Annotated in this window: 18 protein-coding genes; 16 read left to right on the forward strand and 2 right to left on the reverse strand. The window is 52.4% G+C overall.

The genetic code is table 11. The features are described from left to right. The first annotated feature begins 3 nt into the window (after positions 1 to 3). The 15 genes from rsmD (at position 4) to ACTQ34_RS07620 (ending at position 16,228) form a co-directional block, all read left to right on the forward strand. Positions 4 to 558, forward strand: a complete 555-nt coding sequence (gene rsmD / locus ACTQ34_RS07550; RefSeq protein ID WP_441363247.1) for a 16S rRNA (guanine(966)-N(2))-methyltransferase RsmD — start codon at positions 4 to 6, stop codon at positions 556 to 558. Between the two features lies 1 nt (position 559). Beyond that, positions 560 to 1,045 (forward strand): pantetheine-phosphate adenylyltransferase, encoded by a 486-nt coding sequence (gene coaD, locus ACTQ34_RS07555; RefSeq protein WP_441363263.1) that lies wholly within the window; start codon positions 560 to 562, stop codon positions 1,043 to 1,045. Between the two features lie 3 nt (positions 1,046 to 1,048). Further along, positions 1,049 to 1,504 (forward strand): hypothetical protein, encoded by a 456-nt coding sequence (locus ACTQ34_RS07560; protein ID WP_297274869.1) that lies wholly within the window; start codon positions 1,049 to 1,051, stop codon positions 1,502 to 1,504. A 407-nt stretch (positions 1,505 to 1,911) separates the two neighbouring features. After that, positions 1,912 to 2,331, forward strand: coding sequence for a division/cell wall cluster transcriptional repressor MraZ (gene mraZ / locus ACTQ34_RS07565; protein WP_302665823.1), 420 nt, complete (start codon positions 1,912 to 1,914; stop codon positions 2,329 to 2,331). Between the two features lie 21 nt (positions 2,332 to 2,352). After that, positions 2,353 to 3,288 (forward strand): 16S rRNA (cytosine(1402)-N(4))-methyltransferase RsmH, encoded by a 936-nt coding sequence (gene rsmH / locus ACTQ34_RS07570; protein WP_441363248.1) that lies wholly within the window; start codon positions 2,353 to 2,355, stop codon positions 3,286 to 3,288. Positions 3,289 to 3,316: 28 nt separating this feature from the next. Beyond that, a complete protein-coding gene (locus ACTQ34_RS07575) occupies positions 3,317 to 3,802 on the forward strand; it encodes a hypothetical protein (protein ID WP_441363249.1) in 486 nt (161 codons plus the stop codon). 93 nt (positions 3,803 to 3,895) lie between these two features. Next, a complete protein-coding gene (locus ACTQ34_RS07580) occupies positions 3,896 to 6,301 on the forward strand; it encodes a penicillin-binding transpeptidase domain-containing protein (RefSeq protein ID WP_441363250.1) in 2,406 nt (801 codons plus the stop codon). A 10-nt stretch (positions 6,302 to 6,311) separates the two neighbouring features. Further along, on the forward strand, positions 6,312 to 7,754 hold the full coding sequence (locus ACTQ34_RS07585) for a UDP-N-acetylmuramoyl-L-alanyl-D-glutamate--2,6-diaminopimelate ligase (protein ID WP_441363251.1): 1,443 nt from the start codon (positions 6,312 to 6,314) through the stop codon (positions 7,752 to 7,754). After that, positions 7,693 to 9,186, forward strand: coding sequence for a UDP-N-acetylmuramoyl-tripeptide--D-alanyl-D-alanine ligase (locus tag ACTQ34_RS07590; protein WP_441363252.1), 1,494 nt, complete (start codon positions 7,693 to 7,695; stop codon positions 9,184 to 9,186). The genes ACTQ34_RS07585 and ACTQ34_RS07590 overlap by 62 nt, the downstream gene beginning before the upstream one ends. After that, complete coding sequence (gene mraY, locus ACTQ34_RS07595; protein ID WP_441363253.1) at positions 9,183 to 10,184, forward strand: phospho-N-acetylmuramoyl-pentapeptide-transferase; 1,002 nt, start codon at positions 9,183 to 9,185, stop codon at positions 10,182 to 10,184. Before ACTQ34_RS07590 ends, mraY begins: the two co-directional genes overlap by 4 nt. 36 nt (positions 10,185 to 10,220) lie before the next feature. After that, positions 10,221 to 11,486, forward strand: a complete 1,266-nt coding sequence (locus tag ACTQ34_RS07600) for an FtsW/RodA/SpoVE family cell cycle protein (protein ID WP_441363254.1) — start codon at positions 10,221 to 10,223, stop codon at positions 11,484 to 11,486. A gap of 55 nt (positions 11,487 to 11,541) precedes the next feature. Further along, complete coding sequence (gene murG, locus ACTQ34_RS07605) at positions 11,542 to 12,678, forward strand: undecaprenyldiphospho-muramoylpentapeptide beta-N-acetylglucosaminyltransferase (RefSeq protein ID WP_441363255.1); 1,137 nt, start codon at positions 11,542 to 11,544, stop codon at positions 12,676 to 12,678. 20 nt (positions 12,679 to 12,698) lie between these two features. After that, positions 12,699 to 13,688: a cell division protein FtsQ/DivIB gene (locus ACTQ34_RS07610; RefSeq protein WP_441363256.1), complete on the forward strand. Its 990-nt coding sequence runs from the start codon at positions 12,699 to 12,701 to the stop codon at positions 13,686 to 13,688. Positions 13,689 to 13,957: 269 nt separating this feature from the next. Next, entirely contained in the window at positions 13,958 to 15,106 is a 1,149-nt protein-coding gene (gene ftsZ / locus ACTQ34_RS07615) for a cell division protein FtsZ (RefSeq protein WP_441363257.1), read from the forward strand. Positions 15,107 to 15,286: 180 nt separating this feature from the next. Further along, entirely contained in the window at positions 15,287 to 16,228 is a 942-nt protein-coding gene (locus ACTQ34_RS07620) for a magnesium transporter CorA family protein (RefSeq protein ID WP_441363258.1), read from the forward strand. An 80-nt stretch (positions 16,229 to 16,308) separates the two neighbouring features. Here ACTQ34_RS07620 and ACTQ34_RS07625 read toward each other — a convergent pair whose 3' ends face one another. Together ACTQ34_RS07625 and ACTQ34_RS07630 are read right to left on the reverse strand one after the other, a co-directional pair. Further along, a complete protein-coding gene (locus ACTQ34_RS07625) occupies positions 16,309 to 17,361 on the reverse strand; it encodes a DUF4179 domain-containing protein (protein ID WP_441363259.1) in 1,053 nt (350 codons plus the stop codon). Then, positions 17,348 to 17,848 (reverse strand): RNA polymerase sigma factor, encoded by a 501-nt coding sequence (locus tag ACTQ34_RS07630; RefSeq protein WP_441363260.1) that lies wholly within the window; start codon positions 17,846 to 17,848, stop codon positions 17,348 to 17,350. Before ACTQ34_RS07630 ends, ACTQ34_RS07625 begins: the two co-directional genes overlap by 14 nt. A gap of 252 nt (positions 17,849 to 18,100) precedes the next feature. Between ACTQ34_RS07630 and ACTQ34_RS07635 the strand changes: the two genes are divergently transcribed. After that, on the forward strand, positions 18,101 to 18,303 hold a 203-nt coding region (locus tag ACTQ34_RS07635), incomplete at its 3' end, for an IS110 family transposase (RefSeq protein WP_441363261.1).

Consider the following 18,303-nt stretch of genomic DNA (forward strand, 5'->3'; position numbering starts at 1 on the left):
GTGATGCGTGTGGTATCCGGTACGGCGCGAGGCTGTAAGCTGCAGCCTGTCCCTGGGATGAATACCCGACCGACAACCGATCGTGTTAAGGAAAATGTGTTCAATCTGATTCAGGATCATGTGCGTGGTGCGCGCGTGCTCGATTTATTCGCAGGTACGGGACAGCTTGGTATCGAAGCGCTGTCACGTGGTGCACAGTACTGTGATTTTGTGGAGCATAATAAAGCAGCATACAATATCGTGTGTAAAAATACAGAAGCAGCGCGTGTGTCTGAGCGTGCCGGCTTACATCGAATGGAGTCGGATGTGTTCCTTTCGCACGCCAAAAAACAGGGCTATGACCTGATTTTTCTCGATCCTCCGTACGGCGGTAGGATTTTGGAAAATGCGCTGGCAAGCATAGAAACGTTTGACATTCTCTCTGCGGATGGTATAATAATATGCGAAAGTGCAGCAGAGGATCGGTTCGCGCACGGTTTTGAGACCGTTCGTGAGCGTCGTTATGGTGCAACAATGATTAGCGTTCTGCGTCAGCGGGACGGCGGAACGGATGAATAACATGAGAACTGCGATCTATCCGGGCAGCTTTGACCCGGTCACTTTGGGCCATCTGGATATTATACGCCGTGCGTCGGTCATGTTTGACCGCTTGATTGTTGCGGTCATGCACAATCAGAACAAAAAGCCGATGTTTTCGGTGGAGGAACGGATGGAGTTTCTCCGGCGGACAACGGATGAGCTGCACAATGTGGAGATTGCGTCCTTTGGCGGTCTGCTTGCGGATTATGCCAGACAGCAGGAGGCCTGCGCGGTGGTCAAAGGCTTGCGTGCGGTTTCGGATTTTGAATATGAATTTCAGATGGCGCTGGCGAATCGGAAGCTGAATCCGGAACTGGATACGGTGTTCCTGATGACGAGCGCGGAATATATGTACCTGTCATCCTCCGTGGTGAAGGACATTGCAGTACACGGCGGCAGTGTCGTCGGCTTTGTCCCTGACAGGATCGTGCAGGATATTGTGCGCCGCACAAGAAAGGAAGGCTAAACGATGGCAACTTTGGACGAACTGATCAACAGCATGTACGATATGGTGCAGGATGCAAAGGGAATTCCTCTGGCGGGCGAAAAATGCATCATCGAACGTGATCATCTGCTCGATCTGCTCGATGAGCTGCGCGCGACGCTGCCGAATGATTTGCAGGCCGCGCAGGATATCGTAGCCAAGCGCAGCGAGATGCTGGCTTCCGGAAAGCGCGAGGCAGAGGCAATCCGTCGTCAGGCGGAGGAAGATGCCCGCCAGATGGTTTCGGAAACTGAAATTGTAGTTGCGGCTCGCCGTAAGGCAAAAGAGGTGCAGGGAAATGCGGAAATTCAAGCGCGGGAACTGCGTCGCGTGGCCAATGAGTATTGTGAGGATACCCTGAAACGCACAGAGGAAGCAGTGGCGCTTTCGCTGGAAGAAGTGCGTAAGGCACGCCAGCGCTTTAAGAGTATTGCCAAGTGATAAAATGGGATAAACAGCTGCCGAATGGGCAGCTGTTTTTTTATGCTTCGAAAAAAGATTGGGTGGAAAGTATAGTTGTAATAGCCTTTCCCACTTTGTCCCACACAGGGTAGATGCTGCATTATTCCTTTCCACAGAGACGTAAGAATCCTGCTGGAAGAGTGGGGAGATGGTGGGATTTTCCCCCACTGGAGGGCACTGGAAGAGAAAAAAACAAAACTATCGAACAAGTGTTTGAAAATTGCAAAAATCGTCGAAACAACGAATTTCTGGCCATAATCTTCTGCAAAATAATACGAAAAAAACCTTGCAATATATTGGGCATACCGCTATAATGGAAACAAGGTGGTGAGAAGTGGGGTAAAGTGTCACAGATTCCACCAAAACGAAAGTGTGGTGTGAATCCGGTGAAGGGCGAATACAAACATTCCGTTGACGCAAAAGGGCGGCTGGCAATGCCGGCCAAGTTGCGCGAGGAATTGGGCGAGCACTTCACCGTCACCAAGGGTCTGGATGGATGCCTTGCGGTTTATCCGGAAAAGGAATGGGAAGCCTTGGAGGATCGCATTCGCAGTCTGGGCAATGGTGAAAAGGCACGTCGCGTAAAGCGGTACTACTTTGCCAATGCGTTTGATGCACAGCTCGACGCACAGGGCCGCATTCTCATCCCTGCAAATTTGCGTGAGTTTGCCGATCTGCAAAAGGACGTAGTTGTTATCGGTCAGCTGGATCATGCGGAAATTTGGAACAGTGAAAAGTGGCGCGTTTACAATGAAGCGATTGATGCAGAGAGCGTTGCCGCTGACGTGGAAGATATGGATTTTTAACCGGACAGGCAGGAGGGAAATATGGAATTTCATCACGTATCCATTCTGCTTGAACCATGCCTCGAAGCGCTTCAGATTAAACCGGACGGCGTGTACGTCGATGCGACAACCGGCGGTGCCGGACATTCGCTCCGCATTGCGGAGCGTTTGCATGATACCGGTCGTTTGATTTGTATTGACCGAGATGATGAGGCGTTGGAAAATGCCAAAACGCGGCTGCACGACGTGTGGCAGCGTGTGACAACGGTCAAAAGTGATTTTCGTGAAATCGACCATGTGCTGGAATCGCTTGGTTTGCCGGGTGCGGACGGCATCCTGTTTGATTTGGGCGTTTCCTCACCGCAGCTTGATCATGCGGAGCGCGGCTTTTCTTATATGCAGGATGCGCCGCTGGATATGCGCATGGATCGGTCACAAAAGCTGACCGCCTACGAGGTGGTCAACGGCTGGAGCCGGGAGGAGATCCGACGGATTTTGTTCGAGTATGGTGAGGAACGGTATGCGCCGCTGATTGCTGCGGCGATCGAACGCGAACGGGCAAAAAAACCGATCCAAACCACACTGGAGCTGGTTGATGTGATCAAAGGCGCGATGCCGGGCAAGGCAAAGCGCGAAAAGCAGCATCCGGCAAAACGCAGCTTTCAGGCGATTCGTATTGCGGTAAACGATGAACTGGGTGCGGTACGGGAGGCGATGGACAAAGCGATTGATTGCCTCAATCCGGGCGGACGGCTTGCGGTGATTACATTCCATAGCTTGGAGGACCGTATCGTAAAAGCGGCGTTTCAACAGGCGGCGCAGGGATGTACCTGCCCGAAGGAGTTTCCGGTTTGTGTGTGCGGGAAAAAACCGAAGGTGCGGCTTACTCCGCGTAAGCCGATTCTTCCGGATGAAAGAGAGATCGGAGAAAATCCCAGAGCACGCAGCGCCAAGCTGCGCGTCTGCGAAAAGATATGAATAGCAACCGCAGGAGAAAGGAAATGCAATGATGACTGCCAGCAGGGAAAGCGTGGCCTATGAACAATACGAAGAACGTTTTCCGGTGCCTCAGGAGCAGAGACGCAATTTGCGCGTAGCGCCCACACCGCGTCGGCGTAGAAAAGCGCGCGTAAGACCCGGTTTGCTGGGCTGCTTTGCTGTTGTGGCGATTGCCGCGGTGTACATCTTGTTTTGCCAGATGCAGCTGACGCAGCTAAGCGCCGAGGTTGGCGAGCAGAACGATATGCTGAATGAACTGACGGCGGAAAACGTATCGTTGACAACCAAGCAGATCAATAGCGTCAATATGGATGAGGTAGAGGAATACGCGGTAAATCATATGGGAATGGTCAAGATGGATAATTCCCAGATAGAATATGTGGAGTTGACCAATCCGGATACCGTGACGGTAGCGGATAGCGGCGTATCGCTTGGATCGCTTTTTGCCGGTTTGGCGCGCAGCTTTTCTGCAATTGTGGAATATATTCGGTAAGTAAATGAATAGGATGCGTACAGGGGAGTGAGAGGTGGAAACTTCTGACTCCTTACGCTTTTTATGACGAGATTACGGAGGAAAGGGAATACCATGGCAGCAAAGGGACCGAACAATCAAATGCGCGCACGAATCGGTGTTATGACCTTGGCGTTTGTGGTGTTTGGATTTGGGTTGGTTGGTGTTCGCCTGCTGTTTATGCAGGTATTCAACCATGATTTTTATGTGCAACAGGCGGCTTCGCTACAGACGCGCGATACGTTTATCACACCGAACCGTGGTAAAATCTATGATGCAAACATGCAGGTTTTGGCGGAATCGGCCGAGGTAGAGCGTATCGTTGTTTCGCCGAAGGGCGCGGTAGACGAGGCAAAGGTCAGCGATGGCATTTCTGCCCAGACACAGCAGCAGACGTTGGCACAAATTTTGGCGGACGAACTGAGCTTGGATTACGATACGGTGCTGAAAAAAATTCAAAAAACCGATTCTCAGTATGAAATTATTGCCCAAAAGGTGGATAAAGACGTTTCCAAAGAATTGTATGAGAAGCTACAGCAGGCGGGCTGTACGGGCGTGTATTCTGAGCCGGATACCAAACGGTATTACCAGCAAGGCGCGTTCCTATCTGCCGTGCTTGGCTATGTCGGCAGCGACAATAATGGTGCATATGGCTTGGAATCCCAATATAACGACGTGCTTTCCGGTACGGCTGGACGTATTGTGCGTGTGCAAAATGCGCAGAATAAAGATATGACGCCCGATACCGAACAATATATTCCGGCACAGGATGGCGATTCTCTGGTGCTGACCATTGACAGCGACATTCAGAACTTTCTGGAAAAGCATTTGGAAACCGCACTGGCGGATAACCCGCAGGCGCGCGATGGCGTTTCCGGTATTGTAATGAATGTCAAGACCGGTGAGGTGCTTGCAATGGCTTCGCTGCCGGACTATGACCCCAATAACTCCTACACAATTACGGATGAGTGTTACATTGAGGAGCTGAAAACCAATGTGCAGGCCGCCTTGGCGGAGGCTGGCGTTACAGCGGAAATCAGCGATAAATATTATCAGGAAGGCGGGCTGGCGAACCTGCCGGCAAGCATACAGGAAAACGATGAACTGGTCGACGAATTAACCAATATTCGCTCACAGCAGCTCTACAAAATGTGGTATAATCCGGTAGTAACGGATAACTATGAGCCTGGCTCCACCTTTAAGCTGATGAATGTGGCAACAGCCTATGAGTTAGGGGTGGCGCATGAAGAGGATACCTATTACTGTAGCGGATCGATGATGGTAGGCGACTGGTCCAAGCCGATTCAGTGCTCGAACACCAGCGGTCACGGCTCGCAGACACTGACGGAAGCATTGATGAATTCGTGCAATGTGGCAATGATGCAAATCGTTGCCAAGACTGGTAAGGACCGATTTTACGAATTTTACAAGGCGTTTGGACTGACTGAGCCGACCGGCATCGACCTGCCCAGCGAAAGTAAGGGTCAGTTCCACGATGTGAATGTGAGCAGCGAATGGAATGAAGTATCCCTCGCGACGGCATCATTCGGTCAGCGTTTCACAGTAACACCGTTGCAGGAACTGAACATGGTTTGCGCGATTGTGGACGATGGTAAGCTCAAGCAGCCGTATGTGGTCAAGGAAATCCTTGGTTCGGATGGAGCGGTTAAGTCTACGACCGAGACGACGGTTGTTCGTCAGGTTATTTCGGAGGAAACCTCTGCCTATATGCGTGAGGCGATGGAAGCGGTTGTATCCGGCGGCACGGGTAAAAATGCCTATGTATCTGGTTATCGCATTGGCGGCAAAACAGCGACTTCGGAGATATTGCCGGAGTATGACGACGAGGGCAACGTGATTGACAAGGAGGCTCGGTATACCGCATCTTTCATTGGTGTAGCGCCGATGGACGATCCGCAAATCGCGGTGCTGGTGGCTATCAACGACTTGCCGGAGTCGGCGCCTCACGGCGGCGGCGCAATCGCAGCGCCAGTAGTGGCCCGTATCATGGAAGATGTGCTGCCGTATATCGGCGTAACGCCGGTTTACACGGATGAAGAAAACGATCGTCGTGAACTGACTGTACCCAGTGTGATTGGTTCGACGGAAGAAGCGGCTGCAAACACATTGCAGCAGGCAGGCTTTGAATACCGTGTGGTGGGTGACGGCGATACAGTCACCGATCAGGTACCGTCGGGTGGCGTGCGCATCCCGGCAAGCGGCAAGGTAATTCTGTATAAGGGCCAGAGCAAACCGACCGAACAGATCACTGTGCCTAACCTGACAGGCTTGACACCGGATGAATGTCGTAGTACATTGGAAGAATATGGGTTGTATCTGAAGCAGAAGGGCGTCGCCTCTTCGCAGGTTACGGGCAACACGACGGCAAGCAAGCAAAGCCCGGCATCTGGTACAAAGGTGAATATCGGCGCAGTGGTAACGGTAGAATTCTCGGATACCACGAACGTCAACGACCGATAGGAGGAGAAATATGAAATTACAGGAACTGCTCCGTGGGGTTGCAGTGAAAAACAGCACAGCAGCCGACGATCTGGAAATCTGCGAAGTGCGGTATGATTCGCGTGCTGTGCAGGCAGGCGATCTGTTTGTCGCTATCCGCGGTTTTGCAACAGACGGACATCAATATATCGGTAAAGCACTTGAGCAAGGTGCAGTTGCGGTGGTGTGTGAAGAAGCGCCCGCAGGCGTGCCGGCAGTTGTGGTGGAAAATGCGAGGCAGGCGCTTGCGGAGATTGCCGCAAACCGTTTCGGACATCCGGCAGACAGCATGGTCATGTTGGGCGTGACCGGTACCAACGGCAAAACCACGACCACTTATCTGGTGAAGCATATGTTGGAGGATGCAGGTCACAAGGTTGGCCTTATCGGCACCAACCAGAATTTGATTGGCGACGAAGTAATCGAAACCGAACGTACCACACCGGAAAGCTATGAGCTGCACGCGCTGTTTGCGCGTATGCGCGATGCAGGCTGCACGCATGTCGTTATGGAGGTTTCTTCGCATTCGCTGGTACTCGACCGAGTACACGGTATTCGCTTTGCAGTTGGCGCATTTACCAACTTAACGCAGGATCATCTGGATTTTCATAAGACCATGGAGGAGTATCGTAAAGCAAAGGCGATGCTGTTTGCCATCAGTGACAAAGGCGTCATCGATCTGGATGATGACGCAGCACAGGCGATGCTGGAGGACGCCAAATGCCCGTGTCTGACCTTTTCGTGCGAAAAGGATGCGGCAGATTTGACGGCCAAAAATATCCGGCTGCATGCGGATGGCGTGGAGTTTGTTGCAGCGACAAAAGGTGAGATTGCACGTGTTAAGCTGCCAATCCCCGGACATTTTTCAGTGGAAAATGCGCTTGCTGCGCTGGGTATGGTGCTGCAAACCGGTATGCCGCTGAGTGATGCGGCTCATTCGCTGGCAACGGCAAAAGGCGTCAAGGGCCGTGTGGAGGTTGTGCCGACCAATACGGACTATACGGTGTTGATTGACTATGCGCATACACCGGACGGCGTGGAAAATGTGCTGCGAGCGGTGCGCGGTTTTGCCAAGGGCCGTGTGGTTGCGCTGTTTGGCTGCGGCGGTGACCGTGACCGCACCAAACGCCCGAAGATGGGGAAGATTGCAGCGGAACTGGCGGATTTCTGCGTTGTAACGAGCGATAACCCGCGCACCGAGGACCCGAACGCGATTATTGACGACATTTTGGAAGGCATGAAGGGAACCAAAACCCCGATGCAGGTGATTGTGGACCGGCCGGAGGCCATCCACTGGGCGCTGGCGCATGCGAAAAAGGATGACGTAATTGTACTGATGGGGAAGGGGCATGAGACCTATCAGGAGGTCAATCATGTCAAGCATCATATGGATGAGCGCGAGATTGTTGCGTCGTTTTTTGACAATAAAGGATGAGGAAAAGCGCGAGATTCGCGCAAATCACAAACAGTGGGGGAACGAGTGCATGGAACAATTTACGCTGGCGCAGGCGGCGGAGTGGGCCGGAGGGGAAACAACCGGTGAGGCAGTTTTAACGGCTGTCTCGACCGACTCCCGGCAGATTCCACCTGATGCGCTGTTCCTGCCGATCAAAGGCGAGCGATTTGACGCGCACGATTTTATAGATAAGGCAATCGGAAACGGAGCAGCTGCGGTGATGTCCCACCGGCAAAACGAAGAATATCCGGTTCCGACGCTGTATGTGGAAAATACCTCGCAGGCACTGCTGGATTTGGCAGGCGGATACCGGCGTTTGTGCGGTGGCCAAGTGGTTGGCGTAACCGGATCGGTTGGAAAGACTACGACCAAAGAGCTGCTGTATGCGGTGCTGTCGCAGGGACTGCGTGCGCAAAAGACGGAAGGCAACTTGAACAATGAGATTGGACTGCCGCTGACTTTATTCCGTATGACGCGGGATACAGAGGTGATGGTGGCCGAGATGGGTATGAACCACTTTGGAGAATTGTCACGCATGACGGCGGCGGCACAGCCGAATATCGCGGTTATCACCAACATCGGCACCTCGCACATCGAGTTTCTTGGATCGCGTGAGGGCATCTGCAAGGCAAAACTCGAAATTCTGGAAGGACTTCAGCCGGGCGGCTGCGCCGTACTGTGCGGTGATGAGCCGCTTTTGTGGGACAAACGCGAGAGTTTGGGTTGCCGGGTGGTCACTTATGGTATCGAAAATTCTGCATGTGATTTGATCGCATGCTTGCATCCAGACGGTACATTTGATATTATAAACAACAAACTGCCCGAGGTGGCTCTGCCATGCGGTGAGCACTTTACTGCGAAGCTCGCCATTCAGGGCGCGCATAATGTGCTCAATGCCTTGGCGGCGGCAGCGGTTGGTTTGCTGCTGGGCGAGACACCCGCGCAGATTGCGCAGGGCCTTGCTGCTTATGAAGCCAGCGGTATGCGGCAGAACATTTACGAGCAGGACGGTTATCAGATTTATGCCGACTGCTACAATGCCAGCCCGGATGCTATGGAAGCGACGCTGGCGGTACTGGGTACGATGGCACCGGAGGGTCGCCGTTTTGCCGTGCTCGGTTCGATGCTCGAACTGGGCGATTATGCGGAGGAAGGGCATCGCAGAGCGGGCCGTGCGGCGGCTCGGTATGCAGATGCGCTGTATGCTTACGGACCGGATGCGAAAGCGATGGTTGCGGGGGCTGAAGAAAACGGAATGAAACGGGCGTTTGCGTTTGATGACCAGACGGAATTGGTCGCAGCGCTGCGGCAGGACGCAGCAAAGGGAGACGCCTTACTATTTAAGGGCAGCCGCGGCATGCAGATGGAGCGCGTGCTTGCGATGTTCTTAGGGGAGGACGTGGAAGAATGACACCAGCAAATCTTTACACGGCACTGATTGCCTGTGCGGTTGCGTTCGTTTTGACCGCGGCGATCGGGCCTGCCGTGATCCGTTATCTGCGCAAGATGAAATTCGGTCAGAAAATCCTTGAGATTGGGCCGAAATGGCACATGAATAAACAGAATATCCCGACGATGGGTGGCTTCATGTTCATTATCGGTATTGCTGTTGCGGTTGCGGCGGGCAATAGCTTCGCAGGGCAGATTTGCATGTCCTCGCTCGCGGTGCTTGGCCTTGCTGTGGCATACGGTGCGGTCGGCATGGTGGATGACTATGCCAAGATTCGCAAAAAGGAAAATGCGGGCTTGACCCCTAAGCAGAAGCTTGTGCTTCAGATTCTCGTGGCGGGCGCATTTATTCTGGTGCTTTTCCTCGGAGCAGACAGCGCGCCGCGTCTGTGGATTCCGTTTACCAACATTGTTTTTATTTGGCCGTGGCCGCTGTACATCATTTTTGCGGCATTTGTCATCGTGGGTGCGGATAACGCGGTTAATCTCACCGACGGCATCGACGGCCTTGCAGCGGGGGTCACGCTGCCGGTCGCGCTGTTCTTTGTCTTTGTGGGCATTGCGCGCGATGATGCGGGCGTTGTGATTTTTGCAGCAGCGCTGGCAGGCGGTCTGGCAGCATTCCTGATTTATAACTTCAATCCCGCCAAAGTGTTTATGGGCGATACCGGTTCTCTGTTTCTTGGCGGTGCGGTGGCAGGTCTGGCATTCGCATGCGACATGCCGCTGATTTTGCTGATTGTCGGTTTGATTTACATCATTGAAACCCTGTCTGTTATTCTTCAGGTAACCTATTTCAAGGCAACGCACGGTAAACGCCTGTTTAAAATGGCGCCGATTCACCATCATTTTGAAATGTGTGGCTGGGGCGAGAAAAAAATCGTGCTGACCTTTTCGGGCATCACGGTGCTGCTCTGCCTGCTGGCATATTTTGTGGCGCTGGCTCCGGTGCTGCCCTAATCAACTTTTAAACCTAAACCCTTCGGAGGTGTCCTCATGGCTTCAACAACCAGACAGGCGCGTTCGCCGCGCCGACCGGAACCACGGCGGCGGGTTGCTTCAACCCGTTCGACGATTCGGCCGGATCGCGCGATTGTACCGCGTGATGCAGCTATGATGCAAACGCATGCAAATCCGCCTGCGCGGACACACAAACGGGCGCGGGTACGCGCGCATGCATGGGATGTGGGTGTGTTTGGGTCGGTGCTGCTGTTGCTGGTGGTCGGTCTTATCGCACTGTTTTCCGCAAGCTATTCCAATGCGTTGTTTTATCAGGGCAGCGCTACATATTTTATTTCCCGTCAGGGTGTCAATGCGGCAGCCGGCGTTGTTGCAATGATCGTGATTTCCAAAATCAGCTATAAGTTGTACGCACGATTTCACAAGGAACTGATGATTTTATCGCTTATCCTGCTGGTTCTGGTCATCACGCCGCTGGGCACGGCGTCCAAAGGTGCGCAGCGCTGGCTGTTTGGCTTTCAGCCGTCCGAGCTGGCGAAAATTACGGTTATCGTCTGTTTCTCTTATTGGATTGCGCGCGATACGCAGAGAATTCGAACTTTTAGAGGTCTAATCAAGCCGTATGGCCTTCTTTTGGTAGCATATATCGTGCTGCTGTTTCTTGAACCGCATACCTCGGCCATGATGATTATCTGTGGTCTGGGCGTTGTGATTCTGGTGGCGGGCGGTATGCGCCTGTGGTATTTCGGGCCGATCTTTGCGGCCGCTGCAGGCATTTTGACCGGATTCTATTTTGCGTTTGAGCACGTGCGAGAACGCTTTTCCGTCTGGCTGGACCCTTTTGCCAACATGCAGGGCGAGGGCTGGCAGGGCGCAATGAGCCAGATTGCCATCGGATCTGGTGGCTTGCTGGGTCGCGGATTGGGCAAAGGAATGCAAAAGCATCTGTATCTGCCCGAACCGCAAAACGATTTTATTTTCTCCTCTTGGTGTGAGGAAATGGGACTCGTGGGCGCATTGCTGGTACTGTTGCTGTTTGCTTACCTGATATTCCGCGGTTTCCGCATTGCACGGGCAGCCCCGGATAAATTCAGCTGTCTGCTGGCGACCGGCATTACGGCAAAGCTGGCGATTCAAACGCTGATGAACCTGTTTGTTATCACAGGCATCATTCCGGTTACGGGTGCAAGTCTGCCGTTTTTCAGCTACGGCGGAACAGCATTGTTGATGCAGATGGGAGAAATGGGCATACTACTGAATATTTCGCGTTATGCACGAGTGGAGACCCGTGCGGAAGAATGAGGAAAGATTGACCTATTCAATAAGGCAGAGGGCTTTCGGAAAAGGGGGAACTCACTTGAGACTGTATATCACCGGCGGCGGTACGGGCGGACATGTGACGCCAGGGCTGGCGATTGCACGCTACTTTGAACATAAGCACCCGGACACGGTGGTTCGTTTTGCGGGTTCGGCGCGCGGAATAGAGAATAAACTGGTACCGCGCGAAGGATATCCGCTGGATGCGATTGAAATTATCGGTATGTCGCGTTCGCTCAGCCCAAAAGGCTTGGCACATAATATAAAGGCGGCAAAACTGGCGGTGTCGGCTGTCGGTAAAGCAAAAAAGCTGCTGCGTCAGGCGCGACCGGACTGTGTCATCGGCTGCGGGGGCTATGCGTCGTTTGCCGTGGTGCGGGCCGCGCAACAAATGGGAATTCCCACGGTGCTGCTGGAGGTGAACGCGCTGCCCGGCAAGGTGACAAAAATGCTCTCCAAAAAAGCAGATCGTGTGCTGGTTTGCTTTGAGCAGGCTAAGGAAATCCTAGGTGGTGGAGATAAGGTTGTGCTGACCGGTGCTCCTGTGCGCGGGGAAATTCTCGCGGCGGATCGCGAGAAAGCACGTGCGCGTTTTGGTCTGACCGAGCAGGATCAGCTGGTGGTTTCCTTCTGGGGGTCGATGGGCGCAAAATATATGAATGAGCATATGGCGGGCACGATCGCGCTGGAGTGCAAAAATAACGTGCCGTATCATCATGTGCATGCCACAGGTGCGGCGGCACGCGAATGGCTGCCGCGTATGGCGAAAGAGCAAGGTGCGGATTTGGAACAGCACCCCAACATTGAAGTGACGGAATATATTTACGATATGGCCGATCGTCTGGCTGCGGCTGATCTGGTTGTCTGTCGCGCGGGTGCGGCGACGCTGGGGGAGTTGTGCATGCTGGGACGGCCTGCGCTTCTGGTGCCGTCTCCATTTGTGGCGGAAAACCATCAGGAGAAGAATGCCCGTGCGCTGGAAAAGGCGGGCGGCTGTCGTGTGCTGCTGGAAAAGGATGCTTCGCCGCAAAAGCTGTATGACGAGATACAGCTGATGCTTGCCGATCGCGATCGGCTGCAGCAGATGGGACGTGCTGCGACCAGTTTGGCCGCACATGACGCAAGTGAAAAGATTTATCGTGAGATCCTGTGGGCAATTGAGCATCACGGGAAATAAAGAAACGAAGGGGCGCCATCATGAGACGCAGAAGGCGAAGACATAAAACGCCCGAGCAGGTGCGCCGGCGCGTCAGCCGGCGACAACGATTTTTCCATACGATTGGGCGCATACTGTTTCTCGGGATTTTGCTGGCGGCGGCGATTTTGGCGCTGACGGTTTTTTTTAAGGTGGACACCATAACGGTAGAAGGTGCGCAGAAATACCGGGCGGAAGAAATCGTTGCAGGCATGGATGTCAAGCAAGGGGACAACCTCTATCTATGGAACAAAGTCAAGGTCTGCGATGCGATGCTGGAAAAGTTTCCGTATCTCCAAAGCGTGCAGATTCGCCGGCATTTGCCCAATGCGTTGGTAGTTTCGGTGACGGAGTGTTCGGCGTCGGTAGCCATTGCATCCAATGGGGGGTATCTGCTGCTGAGTAAAGAGGGTAAGGCGCTGGAACAGAGTGCAACGAGTAACGGTTTGCCGGTCGTTACGGGGATGACCCTATCTGATGTGCCGCTCGGAAAGATTTTGACGGAAGACTCCAGCGAGTCGGCAGAGGAGTTGTTGACCATCCTGCAGACTCTGGATGCCGCCGATATGCTTAGTGATCTCAACTTTATTAATCTGTCCGATCTGCATGATGTTCACATCGGGTATCAAAAGCGGTTTGATATCCGAGTTAATTCGGTGGATAATCTGGCGTATTATCTGCGTTTTGCACAAACGGTCATTCAGGATCGCCTGTCGCCGTCCGATATTGGACAACTGTACTGGGATGCGCAGAATCGTCTGCATTATGTGCCGGATACAGCGGAAAATATAGAAAAAGCTGGTATGGGGCTGACTACATCCGCCACTGTGACAGATGCGGTGACAGAAGATACCACGCAGCAAACAGATACAGAGGCTTCGCAATCGTCTGATTTGTCTGAGGACAGCGTTGATGAGATGCAGAGTTCAAATAATGGTTCTGGGGAAGAAGTAAGTACGGCGGATGAACAAGATGCTGACGGGGATGTGTAAGGAAAAGGGAGGAAAAAGGGACAAAAGAAGGCCGGAATACCTTGTGTAGCATATATTTGCAAGGACATTTGGCATAAATTTGGTGGAAAGATACAGAAAACTTTCAGTTTTTTTTGAGTAATTCACTAATTTCTGTTGCAAAATGGAACAATTAGAGGTAAAATTAAAACAATAGGGACAGCTCGCTTGCGATAGACAGCAGCGTCCGCACAAAAGAACGTATGAGATAATCTGAACGATTCTTTATCATAAAACGGAGGATGGCAATAATGGGTTTCGAGTTTGAACAGAGCTTGGATAGTGTAGTTAACATTAAAGTAATCGGCGTAGGCGGCGGCGGCGGCAACGCGGTCAACCGCATGGTCGAAAGTGGTGTGCAGGGTGTTGAGTTTATATCAATCAACACGGATATGCAGGCGCTGAACTATTCTCAGGCCGGTACCAAGATCCAGATTGGCGAGAAGCTGACAAAAGGACAGGGTGCAGGCGCAAACCCGGAGATTGGCCGCAAGGCGGCGGAAGAAAGCAAGGATCAGATTGCTGCGGCGCTTGCGAACACACATATGGTCTTTATCACTGCCGGCATGGGTGGCGGCACCGGTACTGGTGCGGCGCCGGTGGTTGCACAGATTGCTCGTGAAATGGGTATCCTGACGGTTGGCGTTGTTACCCGTCCGTTTGCATTTGAAGGCAAGAAGCGTTTGGAGCAGGCGTTGGGTGGTATTGATGAGTTAAACAAAAATGTTGACTCGCTGGTTATCATTCCGAACGAGCGCCTCAAGTACGTATCCGAGCAGAAGATTACCTTTAAGAACGCATTTGAAATTGCGGACGGTGTGCTCCGTCAGGCGGTAGCGAATATCTCCGAATTAATTACGGTTCCGGGCTTCATCAACCTCGACTTCGCCGATGTTACTTCGGTTATGAAGGACGCAGGTTATGCACATATCGGCACCGGCCGTGCCGCTGGGAAAGATAAAGCCGCCGAAGCGGCCCGTATGGCAATTTCCAGCCCGCTGCTGGAAACCTCGATTGATATGGCACACGGTGTCATCGTTTCTGTTATCGGTTCGGATGATATTGGTCTGGATGAGGTTGAGACGGCGGCTACCATGGTACAGCAGGCGGCGCATCCGGATGCGCATATCATTTTCGGTGCGTTTATCGATGATACCATGGATGATGAGATTCGCGTGGTAGTCATCGCAACCGGGTTTGACAGCATCCCGAACTCTGCAAAAATGAATATGGATGGCAAGCAGCCCGAACAGGCTTCCGGCTCCGGTTTGTTTACCGAGGCATCCACTGCGGCAGCAGAAGAGAAGCCTGCTTCGACTCAGTCCAAATCCAGCGATCTGGGTTCAGATGATGCAGCGTTTGATGTGTTGATGCGTATTTTTGATAAGGATCATCGCTGAGTTCAGTTGAAAATAGCGCCTTGAAAAACAGCCCTGTTTAGGGCTGTTTTGGTGTGATGAGACCTTGTAAAATTCTTGTAAAAGGGAGCGTGATTACCGTGAGTGCAGACCCTCGAAGTAAAAAGATAAATCAAACTCGCGGTGACACGGCGATGTGAAGCCTCGGAAAGGCGGTAAGGTATGGTAGAATTTTACAAGACTGTTGACGGAAGAATTACGGAGATCAGCGACTTCGCTGAAGGTTGCTGGGTGAATATGGTGCACCCCAGTTCGGACGAGCTGGAGGAAATCGCTCGTGAGGCGCATGTAGAAGAGGAATTTATCCGCGCGGCACTCGACCCAGAGGAAAGTTCGCGTGTCGAAACGGAGGACGATCAGCTGTTGATGATTGTCGATATTCCGATGGTAGAAAAAAGCTCGGTTGAAGATGGCGGTCAAATGTTCAGCACTTTGCCTATGGGTATTGTTGTGGCACAGAATGCGGTCATCACGGTCTGCCTGGAGGACAGCATCATCCTGCGTTCAATCGCGGAGGGTGCGGTGAAAGGTGTGCATACAGCACTGCGTACGCGATTTGTTTTCCAGATTTTGCTGCGCGTGGCAGGACGCTTTTTGAAAAACCTGCGTATGATTGAGCGTGACTTTACCCGTATCGAAAAGCGGTTGTATGATTCGCTCAAAAACGAAGAGCTGATTCAGTTGCTCGGACTTTCTAAATCATTGGTTTACTTTTCTGCATCACTCAAGGGCAACGAAGTGACGATGGAAAAAGTACTGCGTGGGCGCGTGCTCAAGCTGTACGAGGATGACCGTGATATTCTGGAGGATGCACTGATTGAGATTCGACAGGCTATCGAGATGGCCGGTATCTATTCGAGCATTTTGTCCGGTACGATGGATGCATATGCATCGGTTGTGTCCAATAACTTGAACATCATCATGAAGGTACTCACAGTTCTGACTATCATCATGACCATTCCTAATATTATCTTTGGTTTTTACGGCATGAATATCGAGGGTGGCGGCTTGCCGGGCGACTTTGTCTGGTGGATTCCGTTGCTGATTTCGGTCGCTGCATGCTTTTTTGCGTGGTTCATGCTCAAAAAGAAGAATTTAGATTGATTTCCGGCGCCGCATTTGCGGCGCTTTTTATTTTTCGGGAAAAAGAAAAGGGCGCGCAGCTGCGCGCCCTTTTCTGCTGTTCATTCGTTTTCCCATACAAGCGGAATGGTCTGACCAAAAATTGTGATGGATTCCATCTCTTGCAGCGGTATAATTTGCGGAAGCAGGCCGGTGTTAGCGTGACCGATCTGCCATAGATCATAGGTTGTGCCGTCCTTAAGTGTCAAAATGGGGGAACTTCCCTCTGTGTAATACTGATTGTCGTATTCGTCCGGCACGCCGTCCAAATACAAGTTCATATCATCGTCAAAGGTCATCTCTTTGTCGAAGTGCCATTCCAGATGATAGAAGGCCGGAGTGAATGCGATGCTGTCGATCGTGACGTTTAGATTGCCATAGGGGATGACCTGACCGGCCTTCGCATAGACTGCGGTATCAGTGCTTTCGAGCGGCACCTCGATGCTCCAGTTACCGGAGACAAGGGTTTGATCCGGTCCGCAATAGTTGCCTTTTGTCATATGGCTGATGATGTCGGAGAAGGTGAAGCGTACGGTCTTGCCTTTCCACTGGTCAGTGTTGCTCATATCCATTTCAATCTGGAAGAAAAACTGCGTCAGGTCGGTTGTCTTGCTTGGGCTTCCGCTGCCGAAGCTCCATTCGCCGTCGGTGCGTACTTCGTAGTCTCTAAAGGTTAGGAAGTCGGTATTTGGGTGTTCCTGTATATCGACAAACGGTATACCATCGTCTTTGACGGCGGAGAAAATTGCATATACGGTCTGCTCATCAGCGTAGATGCCGTCAAGCGAGATGGTCACACCGTGGGCGGTATCACTGGCACCGCTGGCGACAAAACCTGTCCCCGTTTCGACATCACTGCCAGACATCTGGAAAAATTCCGCAAGTCGTGTGCGGCCTGCCTCCGGGTCAGCGAAAAAGCCGACAACTGCACCTGCGACCGCGGTGAAAGCAAGCACGCATGCTGCTACGGCCGCGATGAGGATAGTTCTGCGCGGGTGCCGCCGCTTTTTCGGCTTTTGTGCGGTCTGCGCCGCCTGATTGAGTCGTTGAATCAACATATCCTGTTCCTCCTCGGTAAAGCGCAGCGCATCGAGCGCATCCTTATATTGTCTCATATTCGCTGCCCTCCAGTTCTTGTTTGAGTTTGGCACGGGCGCGGGCAAGTCGCTGCCGCACGGCGGCGGGCTTCGCCCCGACCATCGCTGCAATTTCTTCGGCATTGTAGCCTTCGTAATAATACAGGTAGATGACCTCGCGGTATTTTACCGGCAGACGCTGTACCGTAGCCAGTACGCCGGTATCTTCCGCAGGGAGAAAGGGAATCTCGTGCTCAATCAATTCGTCCAGTGGGACAGAGCGGCGGCGCCAGCCGCTCTTGAGAATATCTTTGCACTCGTTGATCACCATGCGGAGAATAAAAGCGCGCGTTTCACCCTCCGTGTCAAACTTTCTGTCAATTTGCAGCAGTTTCAGGAATACATTCTGGCACACGTCCTGCGCGTCCGCCCGGCCGAGCGAATACGTAAAGCATACGCGCAGGATCATGCCGGAGTATATGCGTACGAAAGCTGTTGCATCGGCTGCGTCTTGCCAGACCGACATAAGGCTCATCCCCTTGTATTATAGAGTAGTAGTTTTTAGGGACCCTCTCCAAGGTCTGTGCTACACTGTAAGGGATGCTGTGGATTGGTTCGCACCTCCTACCGCAAGACGGTTCACGAAAGGCTCCAACCACAGTCCTTTACCAGTTTGTTAATCAGTTAGATACCGCCAGACGGTTTATGTTGAACAAGGTTACAAGCGTAAAGCGTCCTGTGGAATTCAGCATCAAATAAATCCTTTGGAGGTATCATTATGATCTGTGTGGGAATTGACGTGGCCAAGGACAAGCATGACTGCTTCATCCTCAGCTCGGACGGCGAAGTCCTTGCGGATGTGTTCACCATCCAAAACAATGCGGAAGGCTTTGACACCCTCTTGCAGACGATTCGTCTCTGCACCAGACCTCAAGACATAATAAAAGTAGGACTTGAGGCTACCGGACACTACAGCTACAA

This window comes from Agathobaculum sp. LCP25S3_E8 (assembly GCF_052117165.1).
Classification (GTDB): Bacteria; Bacillota; Clostridia; order Oscillospirales; family Butyricicoccaceae; genus Agathobaculum.